The following is a 19,402-nucleotide window of genomic DNA, read 5'->3' as shown; positions in this document are numbered from 1 at the left end:
TCTCACTATCTTCGGCAAAATTGCTGCGCAAAGAGGGCGTTAATCAGCCACCTACCGGCCTCATAACTGCCCTCCTACACTACCCGCCAAGCGCCGCTATACGCTGCAATAACGGTTCGCGATATCTGGACCATACCATGGATGCCTCTCTGCCGATGACATCCGCATGCCGAACTGATCCCATTCCTCCGTGCCAACGATACGCAGTAAGTGGCTCGTTCAAGTACGGAAAACGATGACCGTTCAGAAGAATACGCAGCCAGAGATCCAAATCATGCGTATAAGGCAGCAGCTCATCGAACAGGCCTACCCCGCTGAACAGATCTTTGCGGATCATGACTGTACAGCCATTCACCGGATTGCTGTTAACGAACACGCGCAGCCAATCCAGATCGGCCATCGGCTCAGGCCCTCCGTTCAACTTGGTCACGGCAGAATGTTCATTGATGTAATGAAAATTCGTATGAGACACCAGCACATTCTCGCGCTGCATAAACGCAAGTTGATGCCGGATTTTATCAGGGTACAGATAGTCATCCGAACTAAGCCAAACCACATAGTCACCTGAGGCATGGCGGATGCCATGATTAAGTGCCGAAGCTGTACCACCATTGCTTTTGCCAAGTACATTTATATAGGGAAGATAGGGCTGAAGCAACTCTGCATGCCGGGTAGAGCCGTCGTTCACAACAATGATCTCCACATCGGAATACGTCTGGTTCAACGCACTTTGGATCGCCTGTGGCACGTAAGGGCAGTTGTAGAATGGAATCACAATGGACACTCTTGGACTCAATTTGTCGTCCTCCCTTGCTGGGCACGAACATCACTCAGAATATCCTGTAGCGATGTGGCAAATGGAATCAGCGGCTGCCAGCCAAGCTTGCGCAGCATGGATAATTCCTCCTGTTTCCCCGCACCATCCGGACCGGAAGACGCTCCATCCCAGCGAACAGGGACTTCGGCCTCCGTCATGGACAACAGCAGATCTGCAATTTCACCAAGACTGCGCTCAACTCCGGACACCACAGGATATACCGTACCATTGGTCCCTTGTACCAAGAGAGTCGCATATGCCCTGACGGCATCCCGCACATCCAGAAAGTCACGAGTACTATCTCGCCCGGACAGGCGGAATGCCTCGGTTTTACCCGCCTGCTCACAGGCAACAACATGACGCGCAAGCAGTGAACAGATGCCTGTGGATGGACCGGCTCCGATTAGATTGCCCGGCTCCGCCAACATAATCTGCTGTCCGAAGAGCGACATCCAAGACAAAGACACCATCTCTTCCAGGGCTTTGCTGAGACTGTACGGGTGCGGAGGCTGGGGAATTCGGCCGGGTTCCGGTGTATATTTTAACCTTGATCCCACAATAACGGTACGTGCTGCCGGACAACTGCGAAGTGCATCCAGCAAATACAGCACAGCCATTACATTCGTCTCCAGGACCAACAATGGATCTGCCCACGAATCGGGTACGGAATTTTTGCCGGCAAGATGCAGCACATAGTCAGGCTGCACCTTGTCGATCAGAAGACGCACTTGCTGTTTATCATTCAGATCACAGACATGGACTTGGGCGCCTTTACCGAATGAATACACATCCGGTCTCCGGACTATCGCTGCAACTACCGCACCAGCTTCCCGAAAATAAGACACGGCATGTCGCCCGGTAAATCCGGAGGCGCCTGTGATCAGTACTTTCTTGCCTGTCAGCTCTGCTCCATCCATAATGCCAGCTCCTTCAGCATTGTAGAATAATCCGGCAGGTCTGTCTTCACATCCTCGCGAGTGGACACCAGCGTACGGTCCTGCACCATACTGTCATCACGCACAATCGTCACATCCTGCTTATCCCAGGTCTCCTTGAACAACACAAGCAGGTCATGCTTGCTCACAGGAACCGGATGAGCCAGATGGATGAGACCACTAACGGATGAAGCCAGGTAATGGTCTACCCATTTGGCCAGCTCAAGCGTAGTCACACCGTTCCAGAATACGCGGGTATACCCGCCAACTTCACCTGTGCTGGACATAAACCATTGCATCAGACCAATGCCGCCTTTTCGAATCTCGGGTCCAATGATGGACGTACGGATCGTCAGATGGCCTTCATCCTGAACTTCGCCAAGTGCTTTGGTGATGGCGTAAGCAGAGGTCCCGTCTGTGACATCATCTTCCCGGTATGCTCCCCGGTCCCCGCTGAACACACAATCTGTGCTGATATGAATCAGACGTGCACCAACCGTATCCGCAACCCGCCGCAGACGATGCGGCAGGAAACCGTTAATATGATATGCGGTAATTTTGTCCTCATCTGCGAAGCTGTTCAATACACCTACAGCATTAATAATCACATCCGGGTGTACCGCTTCTACCATTCGGTCGACCATGAAGCTGTCGTTCACATCCAGGAGCAGACCATTCGGGTCCGTGACATCCCGAGTTGTGTAGAAGACGCTGTGTACACCTTGACGGCGGAAATAGTCGACCAGAATATGGCCGGCCATTCCGTTCCCACCAAGTATCAGCAGTTTCATGACAGGAATCCTCCGCGTTTCAGAATTTCACGAATCTCCTCTTTGGTCATTAGTTGATGTTCCGAACTGAAGCTGTTGAAGGAGACCGGAGGACAATTCGTGTAATGTTCACGTAGCCCCGGTATACCGAGTGTTGGGAGGATGACCAGGTACTGCTCATCGTAGACAACGGTGGTCATGCTCTCGAATTCACTCATCAGTATTTCGTGGATTTTCTCTCCTGGACGAATACCACGTTCCACAATGGACACGTTCTCCACACCGGAATCCTCAATCAGCACTTCAGCGAGATCCACGATTTTGCATGTCGGCATCGTCATGACAAAGATCTCTCCACCGACACTTTCCACCGAAGCTTTGAACAGCAGGGTAATCGCGTCCTTCAGGGTAAGAAAGAATCGAGTCATGCTCATGTCCGTGATGGACACCTGGCCTTTTTGGCGAATCTGATTCTTGAACAGATGCACCACACTGCCGTTTGTTCCCAGTACATTTCCGCCTCGCACCGTAACAAATTTGGTGTCGCTGTGCAACAAGTTGGCATACACGATCAATTTCTCGCCGATGGCCTTCGTCATGCCATAAAAGTTGGATGGATTGGCAGCCTTGTCAGTCGAGATATAGATGACTTTTTTCACCTTGTTCTCAATGGCCGCCTCGATTACATTCTGTGTCCCAATGACATTGGTTTTGAGTGCTTCGTACGGCTGATCTTCACACACCGGAACATGCTTGAGTGCAGCCAGATGAAATACATAGTCCACATGCTGGCAGGCAGCCGTCAAGGCGTCCTTGTCACGGATATCTCCAATCCGGAAATGAAGACGCGAGTCTTCAAAATCACGACTCATGGCCACTTGGCTGGACTCGTTCCGGGAATACACAATAATTTCTTTGGGCTGCTGGGGCAGCAGTTGAGCCACAAGTTCATAACCCCATGATCCCGTACCGCCAGTCACGAGTATACGCTTATTTTCAAACATGCATTTTCCCTCCAAGCAGAAATTTAACCACTTTACTGGATACGTCTGTTGCTTTGTAACCTTGCGGGCAGTCCCAATCGTTAGACATCTGAGTCATGACCTTCACACAATCGGCGATGCGAGCCGCATCCAGACCGGAGACTACATTGCTGCCGCAATCCACGGTTTCCGGGCGCTCCGTTGTTCGACGCATGGTCACGGTCGGCACACCCATAATGCAGCACTCCTCCTGTACGGTACCGCTATCCGTGAGTGCACAGCGTGCATGACGTTCAAGCATTACGAAGTCGAAGAATCCAAATGGCTCGTGAAACTCCACCAGCGGGTTCATCTCCAGTTGCAAATGTTCCGCAATCCGGATCGCTGTTCGTGGATGAATGCTGCAGATCACACGCAACCCATGTTCCTCAGCGACCTGGTTCAGTCCTTTCATAATCTCCAGCAAATGAGGAGGGTGATCCACATTCTCGGCCCGATGTGCGGTAACCAAAAAATATTTCCCGGACTTCAGCTTGAGTTTCTTGAGTATTTTGCTGGAGCTTACCTGTGCATCATAATGCAGCATCACTTCATAGATGGGATTGCCCGTGAGCACGATCCGCCTGCTGGGCACTCCTTCGCTAACCAGATGTTTCTTGCTCTGTTCCGTGTAAGGCATATTAATGGTGGAGATGGCATCAATCACCTTGCGATTCTTCTCCTCAGGCACATCCAGGTCGAAGCAGCGATTGCCTGCTTCCATATGAATAACAGGGACACCCATGCGTTCAGCCAGCACAGCACATAATGCGCTATTGGTATCACCGAGCAGCAACAATTTATCGGGCTTCTCCTGCAATATCAGATCTTCCATCTGCGTAAACATCGAGGACAGCTGCCGTCCCAGGGAGGCCGCTTCATCCTGGAGAACGTAATCCGGTGCACGCAGGCCCATTTCCTTGAAAAAGAGACCGCTGAGACTTTCCGTGAAGTTCTGTCCCGTGTGTACCAGAATATGTTTGGACGCGTACTGGTCCAGCTTGGAAATGATCAGGCTGAGTCGTATGATCTCAGGTCTCGTACCCAGCACCGTCATGATCTTCATCGTAATCCCTGCCTTCATCTTGTATTGGAACCTTTGCGCCCTGCTCGGCTACGTCCCGCCTTGGCAGATTTGCGTCTGCGACTAGCCGATTTTCCAGTATGCGGACGCGGTCCCTTCGTTGTCCGGAGTTTCCCCTTGCGTCTGCCAGTTCCCAAAGTTCGTTTCATCCCCTCACGATCTCGGCGAGAATGAGGTGCAAGTGACTTGCGACGACGTTTTCCCGTTCTACTCCCCTGTTTGATAAGCTTTGCAGCGTAGCGAGCCGCTGCGGCACCCTGAGCATCGTGCCCCAGTGCAATCGGTGGTAATGAGGAAAGTGGTAACGCCTGAATGACGCTCAGTGGGAATAACAATGCCCTTACCGTAGTCGGCTCCAGAGCCAATACCGTGCGTAATCCTCCATCCCCCCATGCATACACAGGTCCATTCGGAGGTTGGATATACGTAAACCATCCGGGAAAGCGTATTAACCACTGTGTCACCATCGTATGCAATTTCGTTCGGTAGGTTTCAATCCCGTAGAGCCTTTCCGCTTCTGTCCGATTGCGCCACCCCGTATCGGAGGCCAGCTCTGAATCATTCAGCAAGGTTGTCGCCAGTGTAACAAGCGCTTCGGTATCCCCCGGCGGAGCCAGAAATGCATCACTGCCTACGGATTCCATCAATTCCTTCAGCCCACCTTGGGCAAAGGCAATGACCGGTTTGGCAAAGTAGAGCCCCTCCAGAGCGGTCATCCCAAATCCTTCTTTGACCATGCTCGGAATAACCACAATATCCATGGCGGTATACGCCAGAGATACGTTCTCTTCGAACGTGGTAAAGGTAAATCGGCGCGAATAGCCGGATTTCTTCACCCTTGATACACATTCGTCGTAATACTTTTTATCCGAAGGGGCACCGATGATCCAGAAACGACAGCGCGAATGCGTCTCACAGATCTTCAAGGCCATATCTACAAAAGGTTTCAACCCTTTGGCATCATATATAAAGGAAGAAATATAACCGATACAGGTCTGCGATGACTTGAAGCCTAGTTCCTTGCGCTTGCGCTCACGCAGATGAACCCAGCGGTCCGGTGCTGGTAGTGCGGGTTCCCAAGTAGGCGAAATGACAGTTAGTTTGTCACCCATGCCGGCTTCATGGAATGGGGCTACCGCTGTCTCCGATATACCGATAATCCAATCCGCATAACGGCCAATCATCTGGATCGCCTCGGTTGTATGTTCATTCGAGTGAATGATCTCGGTTATCTTCCAGATGACCGGAATCTGTAGCGATTTCGCCGCTACAGCCGGCATCACATTGACGCAGGTGTTCGTTAACACCATATCAGGCGCGGTTTCCCGAATGAGAGAGACCGCCTCCTGAAACGCGGGTGTATGGCGAAGATGCTCCGCATCGTCTGCAATGCCCCGGTAAGGTGTGTACACACCGTGAAGCATCGGCAGATTGCATATTTTGACCTGAATGCCGAATCTTCGTGCAAGCCCCGCAAGCTTTCCCTCCTGTGGAGCTACGAGCACACAATCAAAGATCGAGCCGATCTCCCTCAAAAAATGAAGCAGTAACTTCTCGGCGCCCGTAATGCTGCGGGTGTTGCACACATGGGAAAACAACATCAGCTTTGGTTTCGTTGCCATGGCCGCACGGACCCTGTATGTGAATATTCCGATACAGGGTACAGTGCACACCTCCTCCCGGCCAAAATTAAGGGAATATGATGGTTAACATTTCATTAATCCGTTTGCCATACGTGTGGTCTTTCAGTGTGCGTTCGAGCCCTCGAAGTGCAATCTCCCGACGCTCCTTCTCATGCGTAAGATAATATTCCACCTTGTCGAGCAGTTCCTGCGGGGAGGAATACGTCTCAATCTCTACACCTGGTGTGTAGAAACGCGCAATGTCATCCCGTGCATCGGTCAGCTGCAGCGTCGTGGAAGCGGCAATTTCAAACGTTCTCGGGTTCGGTGAGGCTGGTGGAATCTTGAGGTGATTGTTATTGACCGAATCATCTTCATGGGATCGATGCAGGTTGATAACAATTTTGGTGCCATTGTACACATCATTCGTCTCCTGCGGACTCATCCAGCGGCCGAGTTCAATCTTCTCACCATAAGCGGTATAGTCAGGCAGACGGTCCCACCAGATGCCGTTAAATACGGTATTGTGTGACATCAGCTGTGCCATGATCGGGTTGAAGAAGTATACCCGGTTCCAGTAGGCTGAGCCGATAAAGCTGACTTCACGTTTCAGCGTAGATGGGGTCGTAATCGGGAAGTAATGATTGGTGAAGGCGGCAAATGGGAGGTAGTGAACCGACGTGCAACCAATCTGTCGATACAGATCGATGCAGTTCAATTCCAGTGTGAAGATATGATCAAAGTGGGTCACGATCTCCAGTGTCATATCCGTATAGTACGGATCATCCGTGAGCCAGATCGCTGTCTGAATGCCCGCTTGGCGGATTGCATCGATGTGCTCGATGGGAATATCCATTCCGTCCAGCACAAGCACCAGGTCAGGGCGCGTCTGCAGCGCAATTTCGGAAACCGGTTGACGCGGATCAGAGAGGGTTACCTGAGCTACCATACCCTGAAGTGTTGCCATAATAGCCTCATCCAGCGGAGAATACGGGAAGCCTTTACCCGAAGATACATACAGCACGTGCAGCTGTCGGAAAGGCAACGGCTCCTGTGCACAATTCACAATATAGTTGGCGCGACCGCGCAAATATCCTTCTTCCTTACCCGCATCATATCCGGCATGTTGCCCATTTTTGCGCGCTTGATCTGCCAGGCTGAGTACGGGTGCATAAACCTTTTTGGTTTTACGGTGTTTGAGAGACATACCGCCACTCCTTTATTTTTGGGATAGGGTTCTCGTTGGTACTGTACTTCAGATGGGGATTACAGATGTTCCAGCAACTGAGCGATGCGGCGCGTGAACGTGTGCTGGTTCATCGTAGTGAGAAGTCCTCGCCACGCCATCGCCTGACGCTCCTCTTCATGTTTCAGATAATAGTGGATCTTGTGTTGAAGCTCTGCCGCATTGCTGAACGTCTCAATGTCATAGCCCGGCTGGTAATAACGGGGCAGGTCTCCGCGTGCATCCGTAATCTGCATCGTGCCGCAGGCACTGATCTCATACGTCCGTGGATTAATGGAGCGGCCTTCCAGATGATGCGTATTGCGATTGTCTTCCCCATTCTCGCAAGTCCGGTGAATGTTAATGACGATCTTGGCGCCATTGTAATAATCCACCGTTGCTCCGGGATCAATCCATCCTTCGTGGATGAACCGGCCAAGGATATCAAAGCGTGCCAGCCTGTTCCACTGGCTACCCGCGATGAACACTTTTTTGTCTGCGAGAAAAGGGGCCAGCTCATCGAACAAGGCAATCCGGTTCCAGAACCCTGTACCGATAAAACAAATGTCGTACTGATGCTGCGGTGCCGTGCGCCGCGGTTGAAACATGCCCGGATTCACAGCCAGTGGCATATAGACGACCCGGCCTGCTCCATGTCCCAGATAGAATGGCACAGCGGCCTCTTCATGTGTGAACACAACATCATAGTGCTGACAGAGGGTCGCTGTATCTTCGGTGAAATACGGATCATCCACAAACCACACGGCTGTTCGAATACCGAGTGCACGTATGCCATTCACCTGCTCCAGATGATCTGCGGGGAATACATGCAGACCATTCATGACGAGCACGATATCCGGCCGATGCAGACTGGCTTCCTGCAACATCGCTGCTGGCGATCCAACAACGCATTCACGTACAGACTGCTGCAGGGCCAAGGTGACACCTTCATCGATGGCATCGAAACCTTGTGGAATATACAGTACCTTCATGTCCCGCAGGGTCGGTTCAAACATCTGCACCCGCTCCATCATGGCCTGACAGCCGCCAAATCTGCGGCCTTCTGCGTATCCGCCGCGGTAAGCCGTTTCCGCTTCGGTCAGCGGACGGTGTCTTCGTTTTGCCACATTCTTCACCCTGTCTTCCTTCAGGAGATCTCACTTCCAGACTCTCCCCGTGATTGGTCTTCCCTCTAAAGGATATGCCTCGGGGTCAGATGCATCATGGACGGGTGTCCTGCAAGGCGCAAAATTGGCGCTTGCCCTCCACATCCGCCTGTACGGGCATGTCCGCTTCTGCGGCGATGCAAATAACCCGGAGGGATCTGTCCCCCCGGGCTATTTGCATCTGTTAGCAGATATCATTCCATGCAGGAATAATCGTGCCTACTCGGTTACTGTGCTTTGTACGCCAGCTGATGTCCGTCCTCGAATCCCTTGGCGAAACCCGCGTTGAATCCCTCGTTGTACGCCTCGTTGTAGCCCTGGCTGTACGCACTGTCCGGGTTCGGATCGGTAGGGGTAGCCGGGACGAATGGTTGTACGGGCTTCGGACTCCGGTGCCGCCGTACCGTACGTTTCTTTTTTTTGAGCCACGCACTGCGTCCTTTAATCGGGCGTTTGTGAAGTACACGTTTCGCTTTGAGCGCACGCAGCTTGCGGATTTTACGCAGACGGGCTCCACGGGTTACCAAAGCTCTTTTGGTTCTCAGTCGAATTTTCTTCTTCTTTAACATGTCAACATTCCTCCTGTATGTCCCGAACGATACGAATCGCACACCCGGGGTCTTTGAGCCACGGTAAGCCAGGCTCCCCATGCTGAATTCGGGCCAGCCTGATGCCCGTAACCATACGAGACATCTGCTCCTGATAGCGACTCAGCAGACGAATGTTCTCGGCCAGACTGCGGGCGGATACCTCCGAATGAGCGGATACGCTGGCTACACTGTCCAGAATGCGTGCCAGCGCCTGCTGACTGTGTGCTATGGATTCAATGAGAGCCAGTTTCGCTTCCTGCTCACGCCGCATCAGACTCATTTTCCCAAGTCTCCCAGATCCATGCCGCCAAACATGCCACCGTCCATACCGCCGCCATCTTCGCTATCGTTCTGTACCATCACCGCTTTGAGATTGTTGCACAGTCCGGTTTCCATCCGGGTCAGCCCTTCCAGCATTTCCACCAGCTGATCATGCATTTTGAGTGGCTCACCTACCTGATCCCCATGCGTCAGAAAGGTATCCCCATTCAGATGATTCAGCGTCCAGTTCCGTACCTTCTCGGCCTCAATCGCTTTTGCCTCCAAAATCAGGGCAATATTCCACTGCATCTTGGCTGCTGCATCCAGCATCAGAATGAGGCTCTGTTCTCTACTCATGCTCCTTCACCCGCCTTCCGGGCTTATTCTTCTTCTTGAACCGCGATCTCCCGCATGACCTGGGTCAGCGTTTCGGCGACAGCCTCTTCCAGATCTGCAAGGCCTCCCAAGTAAGAGATAATGCTTTTGTTGATTTGCCCCGAGCTATCCAGCAGACCGTCAACGCCATCCAGCTCCGGTTCGATATCTGGCAAATGATTAATGATTTCAGACATGCGTACAGCGACTTGGCGTTTGGCATCCAGCACTCGTGCGATCTGCTGGTGAGAATGTGCAATATGTGTGATGATTTCATCAATTTTGCTCTGCATGGTCCTCCTCCTTACCGTCACGGCCTGCTTCACCCAAAGAAAAACCCGGCCTATCAGCATTTGCCTGTTACAGCATATGCCGGGCCGGGATCGTCAGTTACTACAGCTTGCGCCTATATCGTCAGATGACGTAACTCCAGTCGGAAGAATATCGACTGAGGAATTGGCGAGTACGTTCCTGCTTGGGACGCACAAATACTTCTTCCGGTGTTCCTTCCTCCACAACGGAACCTCCATCCATGAAAACAACACGATTCGCCACTTCACGGGCAAACCCCATCTCATGGGTCACCACAATCATGGTAATGCCCTCCTGAGCAATGGAGCGGATGACAGACAATACCTCACCCACAAGCTCGGGGTCCAGCGCCGAAGTCGGTTCATCAAACAGAATGACTTCGGGATTCAGTGCCAGTGCTCTGGCAATGCCCACCCGTTGCTGTTGTCCACCGGACAACATACTCGGATACTCATTGATTTTGGCAGATAGTCCGACTTGTTCAAGCACACGCAAGGCGCGAGCGCGAGCGTCGGGTTTGGACATTTTCTGGGCAATAATCAATCCCTCGGTGACGTTATCCAGCACAGTCTTGTGTTTGAACAGATTATAATGCTGGAAGACCATCGCCGTTTTACGTCTCAACTGCACAATGTCGTGTTTACGTGCATGCTTGCAATCGACGGTCAATCCACTGATCTGAACCTCGCCCTCATCAGCACGTTCCAGAAAATTAACACAGCGGAGCAATGTCGTTTTGCCTGAACCGCTCGGCCCAAGGATCGCTACAACATCGCCTTGCTCCACGGTCAGATCAATCCCCTTCAGTACTTCCTGTTTGCCGAATGTTTTGTGAATATTCGTTAATGTAATCATGACACGCCCCCTTTGCTGTACACGGCAACCCGACGCTCAAGCAAAGCGGTGATCCGCTCGGCTATGATGGTCAGCCCCCAATAGATGAATGCTGCTGCGATAAAGGCCTCCAGAAATTTCAGACTGACGGATGCCACCACGTCTGCTTTACCGAGTATGTCCATCTGCGACACGGTAAAAGCGAGTGTTGATCCATGCAGGAACCCGACAAACATGCTGCACAGATTGGGTAACACCGCCCCAAGCGCTTGAGGGATGATGATGCGCCTTAAAGCTTGGAATGTACTCATGCCTACAGCGTGAGCGGCTTCCATCTGTCCGATATCTACCGCTAGGATGCCCGAACGGATAATCTCCGACATATAGGCGCCCGCAGTGAGTGAGAAGGCGATCAGCACAAATACGAGAATCGGGATCGAAGATGATTGGAAGGCCCAGCCATAACGTTCAGCCAATTTATCGATAATCATCGGAATGCCGTAATAGATGAGGAATAGATGCATTAGCATCGGCGTCCCACGCAGGAAAGAAACGTAGAATTCAGCAATGCGGTGTATCCACCGCACGCGATAGATACGGATCAGAGCCGTAGCCAGGCCGATCCCGAAGCCTGCAATCAACGGAACAATCGTAATGACGAGTGTCAGTGGCAATGCCTTCAGGATTTGAAAAAAGGATGTATAGATAAACTGGAGATCAATCGACATATGCTCACCCCGCTATTCGTTTCAGGCGTTTGGCTCGAATTGCCGGTTTGTGTGCAACTCTCTTACGTTCATGACGCTGAAGTCTGCGTTCTGCAACGGCGAACCCTTTTTCAAGCACAATGACAATGACATAATAGACTACGGACAGACTGATATACACTTCAAGCGCATGTGATGTAGCCGAGATTAGCGTCTGCCCTCTGCCTACCATATCCATGACACCGATGGAGAACGCCAGTGACGTATCCTTCAATGAACCAATTAACGTATTGGCCATGTTCGGAAAAGCAACAATCAGTGCCTGCGGAACAACAATCCGCCGAAACGACTGGAATGTCGTCATGCCCGCAGCGTAGGCTGCTTCGGTCTGACCTTTGTCCACACTACGTACCGCTCCGCGAAAGATCTCGGCAAAGGAGGCCGCATCACTAAGTGCATAGGTCACAATGACGAATAGCAACGGGTCGGTTCTCGACAGGTCGATGCCAATTGGTTTCAGCAGTTCGGGAAGTCCGTAGTACACCAGAAATAACTTGATCAAGATCGGTGTGCCACGCATGAATGAGACGTACAGGGTAGCCAGCTGGCTTAGTACCGGAATCCGGTACAGCCGGGGAACGGCCAGGAGAACGCCGCCCACCAGTCCGAGCACAATGGAACCACCCAGTACAATCAGTGTTATATGCAAATACCGTAGCAGTTCCGGGATGAAATCCAGAACCAATGACAGATCAAATGATTTTCCCATTACCGCTGCACACCTTTCTCAGACTACTCTTCAATCGTATAGTCAGCTCCAAGCCACTCTGTGCTCAGTTTGCCTAATGTTCCATCTTCTTTGATCGCTTTGAGCGCTTCATCCACTTTAGTTTTGAGCTCCTGCTCATCTTTATTCAGAATGAAGTAGACTTTGGAGTTGGATAGGGCATCTCCTACCGTTTTCAACTGAGCATCCACCGCCTTATTCTGATAATCAATGGCAAATTGAGTGCTGATCGTTGCATCCACCCGGCCTGTTTTGATTTGGGTAATGGTATCCTCACCTGCTCCGGAATAGACGATATCAATCCCGTTGCCGTTTGCTGCATTCCATTTCTCAGCAAGTACAGCTGCATTACTCGTAGCGCCCACAATCAGTTTTTTACCCTTCAGATCCTCAATGGATTGTACTGCCTCATTTTTCTGACTTACGACAATTTTATTAGGGAAAATATTATAGGCTTCATCATTAAACAGGAATTTGGCCTGTCTCTCTTCATTCACTTCCATCTGGTGAGCGATCAGGTCAATTTTTTTCGTTTCCAGACTCAGCAACAGGTTTTTGAAATCCATGGTGCTGAATTCAAATTCGTACTCAGGCAAGCGTTTGTCAATCTCACGGATCAGTTCCACATCATAACCTGTTAACTTGCCATTCTCATCAATGAAGCAGACATTCGGAAACTGTGTACCTGTTCCTACAATGATCTTTTTCACTTTGGTGTCGCCTGCTGCCGAAGCAGATTCTGACTCATTGCTTGCAGTTCCTGTACTGCATCCAGCCAGTACCGCCAGCATTGTGATGAACAGCAGTGCTGTCCGGAATTTTTGAATCCCCCGTTTTTTAACCATTCCCAATCTCCTCCACAGGCTGTTATCACAGCGAATATGATGTGTGCTCCCCATCCTCTAATTTCTTAACAAACCATTCTTACTTGTATACTCGGAATTAGGTTGAACAAAGAATATCATCACTAGTCATGCTTCGGCAATATCTAAACTAATAGGACATCCTGATAAGATTATAGAACTTCTCTATAGTACACAAAAAAGCCATCCCCAATATTGAATTGGTGGATGACTTTTTCGGGTGTGGATCTCTTGGATCATACTATTTTGATGTTACACCATTTGATGTTTAACACGATTCGTCTATCTGCGACTTGCCCATTTAATTTTACGTGCGACTTCCAATCGCTGTAATTGCAAGAGCCCGATGCGTTCCTCGAATTTCTTGCGTTCATCCATGGAATGAGCGGCATGAATCTGATGGCAAAGACCTGTCAGTTTGCTATTGATATAATCAAACCGTGTCCATAATTCTTCTTCAGGTGTGCGCTGCTGCTCCGTCGCCGTCTGAAATATTTTGAGTTGGTGGATAAGGGATTGCTGCCATTCCTGATCTTGAACTTGGATGGCAAAATGCAAAAGATCCAGATAGTCATCGATTTGCAACGAAACGCCGCAATCAGGTTTAGTGTTCATCGTCGTCTCTCCTTATTTCAGTACTTGGCTGGAATCAGTTACTTCTATCTTACAGGAACAAGCCCCCTGAAAGCGAGTGCTGAACGATTAAATTTTGGAAAAAAATTTATTTTTTTATGTTAAATTAGCTTTACATTTCCATTAGGGCCAATTCGGTTAACGGTTTGATATTGGTGCATATGAAATTGGTAATAAAAACCCGCATAAAGGAAGAAACACTTTCCTTAACACGGGTTTTTCGTCATGTTTGATATAATATGGACGTATACAAAATCAGTCGTTTTTGCCATCTCGCTGCTGCCTAGTCATCAGTAACATGATAAACGAAATGAAAATAATGGAAATCGTCCACGCCCAAGCCATGGTCTGATTGCCCGAATCCACAGCGACATAGATCGCCGTCGGTACCGTTTGCGTTTTGCCCGGAATATTACCTGCAATCATCAATGTCGCTCCGAATTCCCCGAGTGCACGGGCGAAGCCCAGGATGAAGGCGGTCATCAATGCTCTGCCTGCGAGCGGCAGGGAAATGTAACGAAATACCTGCCATTCATTCGCCCCAATCGAACGGCCCGCATCTTCCAGATCACGATCCACACCGCTGAATCCTGACTTCATCGTCTGATATACCAACGGGAAAGCAACTACCACCGAAGCAATCACTGCAGCCCACCAGGAGAAAATAACGGGTGCAGAGAATATCGCTTCAATCCATTGTCCTAACAGACTTTTACGTCCCAGTATGACAAGCAACAGAAATCCGACCACCGTCGGAGGAAGAACCAGTGGCAGCATAAATGCTGTTTCCAGCAAAATCTTCCCCCGAAATGAACTGCATGACATCTTCCAAGCTATAGCGATGCCAAGTATGGCAGCCACCACACTGGATAACAGCGCAACCTGAAGTGACAACCGCACCGGTGACCAGAATACGGACCAGTCTATTGCGTTCACATTCATTCCGGAATGGAGAATCCGTATTTTGCGAAGATATCAAGTACTTCCGGAGTTTGCAAATACGCATAGAATTGATCGGCTTCCGTACGGTGTTTCGTTCCTTCAATAATACCTACCGGATAATTGGCGGGTGTGTAGTTATTCTTGTCTACCTCAAACGCAATGTTCACCTGATCCGAAGTAAGAGCATCTGTTTTGTATACAAATCCTGCATCTGCATTGCCTGTCTCTACATATTGAAGGACTTGCCTAACGTCTTTCCCCTGCACAAGCTTGCTTTCCAGTTCATCCCACAGCTTGGCATTCGTCAGAGCTTCCTTGGCGTAGGTTCCCGCAGGCACACTTTCCGGAATTCCAATCGCTACTGTCTTGATGGAGTCGCTGGTGAGATCAGCTTCGCTGGTTACTGTATGGGCTCCATCTGCTGGCACTATTGCCACCAGTGAATTCTGTAGCAAATTCTTCTGATCTCCCGGTGCAATCAAGTTCTCATCCACCAGCGCACTCATATTCTTCGTTGCCGCCGACACGAAGATATCAGCCGGTGCCCCCTGTTCAATCTGCTGTTGCAAAGCACCTGATGCGCCAAAGTTAAAATTCAGTTCTATATTGGGATTTGCTGTTTCAAAGTTCGTTTCTATTTCCTTCATGGCATCCGTCAGACTGGCAGCCGCAGAGATCGTCAGATCTACCGTTTCCTGTGGATCTGTATTTCCTGCTGATGAACTTTCACCAGATGCCGTTGGCGTTGAAGTCGTCTGTTCTGCACCTGTGGACGTATCCCTAGTCCCCATGCTTGCGCCACAACCAGCCAATACAAGAGCCAGTCCCAGTGACATACTTCCCAAAACATATCCGATTCTATTTCTCATACATTTATCCCCCAATGTTATGTTTGGTTATAACTAGATATAATTGATTATAACTAATTATACACAAGACGAATAAAATGGGAAGGTGAGTTCAATCACATTTGATTTTGGTTACCTCTCTTATGCGTTTCTTCCCTGTTCTCAGGTTTATAGCATCCCTCAATTAATGATATAGTACAAGAAACATTCATAACAAAACCATAATTGCTCTATACCTTTGAAGGAGGATCTTCACTTATGACGGAGGAGCAATCCTACACAACGGAAGAAATATCCAAGCTGCTCAAAATATCGAAACTGACGGTCTATGACCTGATCAAAAAGGGAGACCTCGTCGCCTACCGTGTTGGCAAACAAATGCGAATTGATAGAGCCGATCTGGAGGCATATAAACGTCGCTCCAAGCAACTCCAATCCCCAGGTCAGCGCATCCCGACTTCGGATCAGGCCCCCGCATCCGGAACTCAGACTGGGTATGGTGATTTCCAAGGGACTTCCCTACAATCAGCAACCCCCACCGGATCTTTGCCAGCGACGTCTGGCCATGTAATGACAGGTACGCCACGGCATCTGGTCATTACAGGTCAGGATGTCAGTCTGGATATTCTGATGCGACATATGGAGAAACACACACGGGACATTCGTCCGCTCCGCTCGTTTATGGGTAGTCTGGACGGGCTTATCTCGATGTATCGCGGCGAGTCCGACTTGGTCAGTACCCATCTGCTCGACGGAGATACCGGTGAATATAATCTGCCGTACATTCGCAAAATTTTGACAGGACGGTCTTATGTTGTGGTGAATTTGCTGTCCCGACCTGCCGGATTGTATGTTGGACGTGGCAACCCGCTTCATTTGCAGAATTGGAATGATCTCAACAAGCCTGAGCTGCGATTGGCTAACCGGGAGAAAGGTTCTGGCGCGAGAGTATTGCTGGATGAACAACTTCGGCTGCACGGAATTCCTCCTGCAAGTCTTATTGGATATGAAGCGGAAGAAACCAGTCACATGGGCGTGGCTGCCAAAGTCAGTTCGGGTGAAGCCGATGTCGGAGTCGGCATTGAGAAGGCTGCGAAACTTGTGGGACAGGTTGATTTTATCCCGCTCGTTCAGGAACGCTATGATCTGGTCATGCTAAGGAAGCAAGGTAATGAAGCCTGGACCGAATCGGTACTGCGGATTCTACAATCGCCGGAGTTCAGGCAGGAACTGCAGTCATTCGAGGGATATGATGTATCCCGAACAGGTGAGGTTTTGTACGAAGCATAGTTTTACGAAAAACACCCCATTACAGCCGAAGCTAAACGGATGTTACACATGATGCATATACAAAACGCCTTGCAAATGGCTGCAAGGCGTTTTTGGTGTTTCTTTATATATATAACTCATTATATTGAAGAACAGGCTCCTCATTGCGGTAAATCGATCTCCAGGATGAATACACCATACGCGGACATGTTGATTTCATCCTGAACTGTTGTACCCGATAGTAACTCTTTTGCTTGCTTCTTAAGCTTAATGGGTACTTGTTGATCCGAGTAGTTGAGTAAAAATACATAAGCTTTATCCTCACCCGATCGGATACCAAGTTCAACTTCGGAAGGTACCTCTATCAGGTCATCCACTGGCGAAGATAGCCCTATTTCATCCAGGAGAGCATCTACGACCGGTTCATTGTAAGCCGCCCCATAATACCATACCTGCCCCTGACCTACCGCACGTTTGGTCAAAGCAGGATTACCTGCATAGTACTCGGATGCATACTCAGCCATGACCTGCACGTCAGGATGCTCCACATGAAGAACTTCGTTAAATCCGGCCGTTGACGTTCCCTCCTGAAGTCGCTCACTCGCCCCATTCCATTGCAGCTCGGCTGCGGGAACGGTTCCTTTGATTAATGTAAAGTCCTCTACGGTTACACCACACAACTCAGCGACAGCCCCTGGGAACGGTCTCATATAACAATGCCCCTTGAGATCCTTATAACCGGTGCGAGCACCGAAAAACAGAGTCCCTCCTTGACTGACATAGGCTTGCAGAAGTTCTGCTGTCTCGTCTGTCATGATGGCCGGGTGAGCATAGATGATCACCTTATATTCGGATAACTCCTCCAGCGTTGTCGTTGGTTGCAATGTAACCAGATCCGTCGGAATATGACGATACTGGAGCTGCTTATACCAGGAGCGTACGCTCTGTTGATGAAGCGGGCCGTGCCACTCGTCCAACTCTCCATCCCAGTTGTTATCGTAATCCTGTAGGATCGCAACATCAGCTTGATAGGTAGTCCCCGCAATAACGCGCCCTATTCTGGCAAACTCTTCACCCACTTGTGCAACCTCGCGTACTCTTCTGTTAGGTTGATTATGGTAGTCATTAATCCCGTGCCAATACATCTCGGTTCCGAACGTTGCTGTCCGCCAGCGGAAGTATACAAGCAGATCCGTACCATGAAGAACGGATTGATACGACCATAATCGGATCTGTCCAGGTCTTGGCGTACCCATACCGATACTATCTACCCAACCTCCTGGTCCAGACTGTTGTTCCATGACGCAGAAGTTCGGTGACATATTGCGTACATTGGATAACTTCATGCTCCATGCCCGATCTTGCAATGAATTGTCGTCTGTCCCTGGAAAGATCGTGGCAAACTGCGGATACGAATCATAAGAGAAGAAATCCAACAGGTCTTCTGTCATTTCATGATTATCCAAGTGTCCGAACGTACCATTCGTCGTGATCCAATGTTCCGGGTCCAGTTCCCGAATGATGTCCACCTGAAGCTTGGCAAATGAAATCGTATTGGCTGATATGAATCTCTTTTCATCCAATGCCAGGTGAGGATTGGGCGATGGACTAACCATATTTCGGGTAAGGTGAACCTGCTCCCAGTCGGTATAGGTCTGACTCCAAAATACGGTTCCCCATGTCTGGTTCAGATTCTCCAACGATTCATAACGATTCTTAAGCCATTCACGGAAGGCGACATGATCTGCCTCAGCGTAGAAAACATCCATATGACAATTGAATTCGTTATCGATCTGCCAGCCAATGACAGCCGGATGGTCTTTATAGGCAATCACCATATTGCGTACGATCTTTTCACATTGCTGTCTGTAGATTGGACTGCTGTAATTGGTATGGCGTCGCATGCCGTGTTGATACAATACCCCGTCCTTATTCGCATTCAATACTTCGGGATATTTGGATGTTAACCATGCTGGTGGAGTTGCAGTAGGTGTTCCCAAAATAACACTCAAACCATATTGATGCGCCAGATCCAGTGCCTTCTGGAAAAAACTAAAATCAAATTGGTCTTCTTCCGGTTCAAAGATGGACCATGCGAATTCAGCCATCCGAATAACTGTGATATTCATCTCTTTCATTCTACGGAAATCGTCCTCCCACAACGCTTCCGACCAATGCTCCGGGTAATAACAGACCCCCAGTTTCAATTCATCCATTTGGATTGATTTTGCCACCTTCAATTGCCCCCTTAACCTGCCATATTGCCTCCATTCTATTGGATACTTCACAGATAATAAATGACAAGATTATGCGACTTATAATAAAATATTGTCATTGTCT

Annotated in this window: 21 protein-coding genes; 1 reads left to right on the top strand and 20 read right to left on the bottom strand. The window is 49.7% G+C overall.

All coding sequences use genetic code 11. The annotated features are described in order from the left end of the window. Window positions 1–79 precede the first annotated feature (79 nt). From FS628_RS22435 to modA, 19 genes are all read right to left on the bottom strand, one after another. The gene (locus FS628_RS22435; protein WP_145325201.1) at window positions 80–796 is read right to left on the bottom strand and encodes a glycosyltransferase; all 717 of its coding nucleotides are present in this window, start codon (window positions 794–796) and stop codon (window positions 80–82) included. Continuing rightward, on the bottom strand, window positions 793–1,734 hold the full coding sequence (locus tag FS628_RS22430; protein WP_145325200.1) for an NAD-dependent epimerase/dehydratase family protein: 942 nt from the start codon (window positions 1,732–1,734) through the stop codon (window positions 793–795). The genes FS628_RS22435 and FS628_RS22430 overlap by 4 nt, the downstream gene beginning before the upstream one ends. Next, complete coding sequence (locus tag FS628_RS22425; protein ID WP_145325199.1) at window positions 1,716–2,543, bottom strand: dTDP-4-dehydrorhamnose reductase family protein; 828 nt, start codon at window positions 2,541–2,543, stop codon at window positions 1,716–1,718. The genes FS628_RS22430 and FS628_RS22425 overlap by 19 nt, the downstream gene beginning before the upstream one ends. Then, the gene (locus FS628_RS22420) at window positions 2,540–3,526 is read right to left on the bottom strand and encodes a polysaccharide biosynthesis protein (protein ID WP_145325198.1); all 987 of its coding nucleotides are present in this window, start codon (window positions 3,524–3,526) and stop codon (window positions 2,540–2,542) included. The genes FS628_RS22425 and FS628_RS22420 overlap by 4 nt, the downstream gene beginning before the upstream one ends. Further along, window positions 3,519–4,610: a non-hydrolyzing UDP-N-acetylglucosamine 2-epimerase gene (wecB, locus tag FS628_RS22415; protein ID WP_145325197.1), complete on the bottom strand. Its 1,092-nt coding sequence runs from the start codon at window positions 4,608–4,610 to the stop codon at window positions 3,519–3,521. The genes FS628_RS22420 and wecB overlap by 8 nt, the downstream gene beginning before the upstream one ends. Window positions 4,611–4,624: 14 nt before the next feature. Further along, window positions 4,625–6,250: a glycosyltransferase family 4 protein gene (locus FS628_RS22410; protein ID WP_145325196.1), complete on the bottom strand. Its 1,626-nt coding sequence runs from the start codon at window positions 6,248–6,250 to the stop codon at window positions 4,625–4,627. Window positions 6,251–6,317: 67 nt separating this feature from the next. Next, window positions 6,318–7,457, bottom strand: coding sequence for a CgeB family protein (locus FS628_RS22405; RefSeq protein WP_260871143.1), 1,140 nt, complete (start codon window positions 7,455–7,457; stop codon window positions 6,318–6,320). Between the two features lie 59 nt (window positions 7,458–7,516). After that, complete coding sequence (locus tag FS628_RS22400) at window positions 7,517–8,611, bottom strand: CgeB family protein (protein WP_145325195.1); 1,095 nt, start codon at window positions 8,609–8,611, stop codon at window positions 7,517–7,519. 257 nt (window positions 8,612–8,868) lie between these two features. Continuing rightward, window positions 8,869–9,210, bottom strand: coding sequence for a hypothetical protein (locus tag FS628_RS22395; protein WP_145325194.1), 342 nt, complete (start codon window positions 9,208–9,210; stop codon window positions 8,869–8,871). A gap of 1 nt (window position 9,211) precedes the next feature. Continuing rightward, complete coding sequence (locus FS628_RS22390; RefSeq protein ID WP_145325193.1) at window positions 9,212–9,511, bottom strand: hypothetical protein; 300 nt, start codon at window positions 9,509–9,511, stop codon at window positions 9,212–9,214. After that, window positions 9,508–9,849 (bottom strand): restriction endonuclease subunit S, encoded by a 342-nt coding sequence (locus FS628_RS22385; RefSeq protein ID WP_145325192.1) that lies wholly within the window; start codon window positions 9,847–9,849, stop codon window positions 9,508–9,510. The genes FS628_RS22390 and FS628_RS22385 overlap by 4 nt, the downstream gene beginning before the upstream one ends. Before the next feature lie 23 nt (window positions 9,850–9,872). Beyond that, window positions 9,873–10,160 (bottom strand): hypothetical protein, encoded by a 288-nt coding sequence (locus FS628_RS22380; protein WP_017692509.1) that lies wholly within the window; start codon window positions 10,158–10,160, stop codon window positions 9,873–9,875. 121 nt (window positions 10,161–10,281) lie between these two features. Continuing rightward, complete coding sequence (locus FS628_RS22375; RefSeq protein WP_145325191.1) at window positions 10,282–11,034, bottom strand: amino acid ABC transporter ATP-binding protein; 753 nt, start codon at window positions 11,032–11,034, stop codon at window positions 10,282–10,284. Next, window positions 11,031–11,741 carry an amino acid ABC transporter permease gene (locus tag FS628_RS22370; RefSeq protein ID WP_145325190.1) on the bottom strand — a complete coding sequence of 237 codons (711 nt, stop codon included), beginning with the start codon at window positions 11,739–11,741 and terminating at the stop codon, window positions 11,031–11,033. Before FS628_RS22370 ends, FS628_RS22375 begins: the two co-directional genes overlap by 4 nt. Window positions 11,742–11,745: 4 nt before the next feature. Beyond that, the gene (locus FS628_RS22365; protein WP_145325189.1) at window positions 11,746–12,489 is read right to left on the bottom strand and encodes an amino acid ABC transporter permease; all 744 of its coding nucleotides are present in this window, start codon (window positions 12,487–12,489) and stop codon (window positions 11,746–11,748) included. Window positions 12,490–12,512: 23 nt separating this feature from the next. Beyond that, the gene (locus tag FS628_RS22360) at window positions 12,513–13,352 is read right to left on the bottom strand and encodes a transporter substrate-binding domain-containing protein (RefSeq protein WP_145325188.1); all 840 of its coding nucleotides are present in this window, start codon (window positions 13,350–13,352) and stop codon (window positions 12,513–12,515) included. 300 nt (window positions 13,353–13,652) lie between these two features. After that, a complete protein-coding gene (locus tag FS628_RS22355; RefSeq protein ID WP_145325187.1) occupies window positions 13,653–13,985 on the bottom strand; it encodes a hypothetical protein in 333 nt (110 codons plus the stop codon). Window positions 13,986–14,258: 273 nt separating this feature from the next. Further along, a complete protein-coding gene (modB, locus tag FS628_RS22350) occupies window positions 14,259–14,945 on the bottom strand; it encodes a molybdate ABC transporter permease subunit (RefSeq protein ID WP_186327921.1) in 687 nt (228 codons plus the stop codon). Further along, on the bottom strand, window positions 14,942–15,814 hold the full coding sequence (gene modA, locus FS628_RS22345) for a molybdate ABC transporter substrate-binding protein (RefSeq protein WP_145325186.1): 873 nt from the start codon (window positions 15,812–15,814) through the stop codon (window positions 14,942–14,944). Before modA ends, modB begins: the two co-directional genes overlap by 4 nt. A gap of 237 nt (window positions 15,815–16,051) precedes the next feature. On the opposite strand from modA, the gene FS628_RS22340 reads away from it, so the two are divergent. Continuing rightward, entirely contained in the window at window positions 16,052–17,083 is a 1,032-nt protein-coding gene (locus FS628_RS22340; protein ID WP_145325185.1) for a substrate-binding domain-containing protein, read from the top strand. Window positions 17,084–17,223: 140 nt separating this feature from the next. Here the strand turns inward: FS628_RS22340 and FS628_RS22335 are convergent, their stop codons facing one another. After that, window positions 17,224–19,296 carry a beta-galactosidase gene (locus FS628_RS22335; protein ID WP_145325184.1) on the bottom strand — a complete coding sequence of 691 codons (2,073 nt, stop codon included), beginning with the start codon at window positions 19,294–19,296 and terminating at the stop codon, window positions 17,224–17,226. Between the last annotated feature and the right edge of the window lie 106 nt (window positions 19,297–19,402).

The organism is Paenibacillus xylanexedens (assembly GCF_007676705.1).
Classification (GTDB): Bacteria; Bacillota; Bacilli; order Paenibacillales; family Paenibacillaceae; genus Paenibacillus; species Paenibacillus xylanexedens_C.
This window is presented reverse-complemented; position numbering and strand designations above follow the sequence as displayed.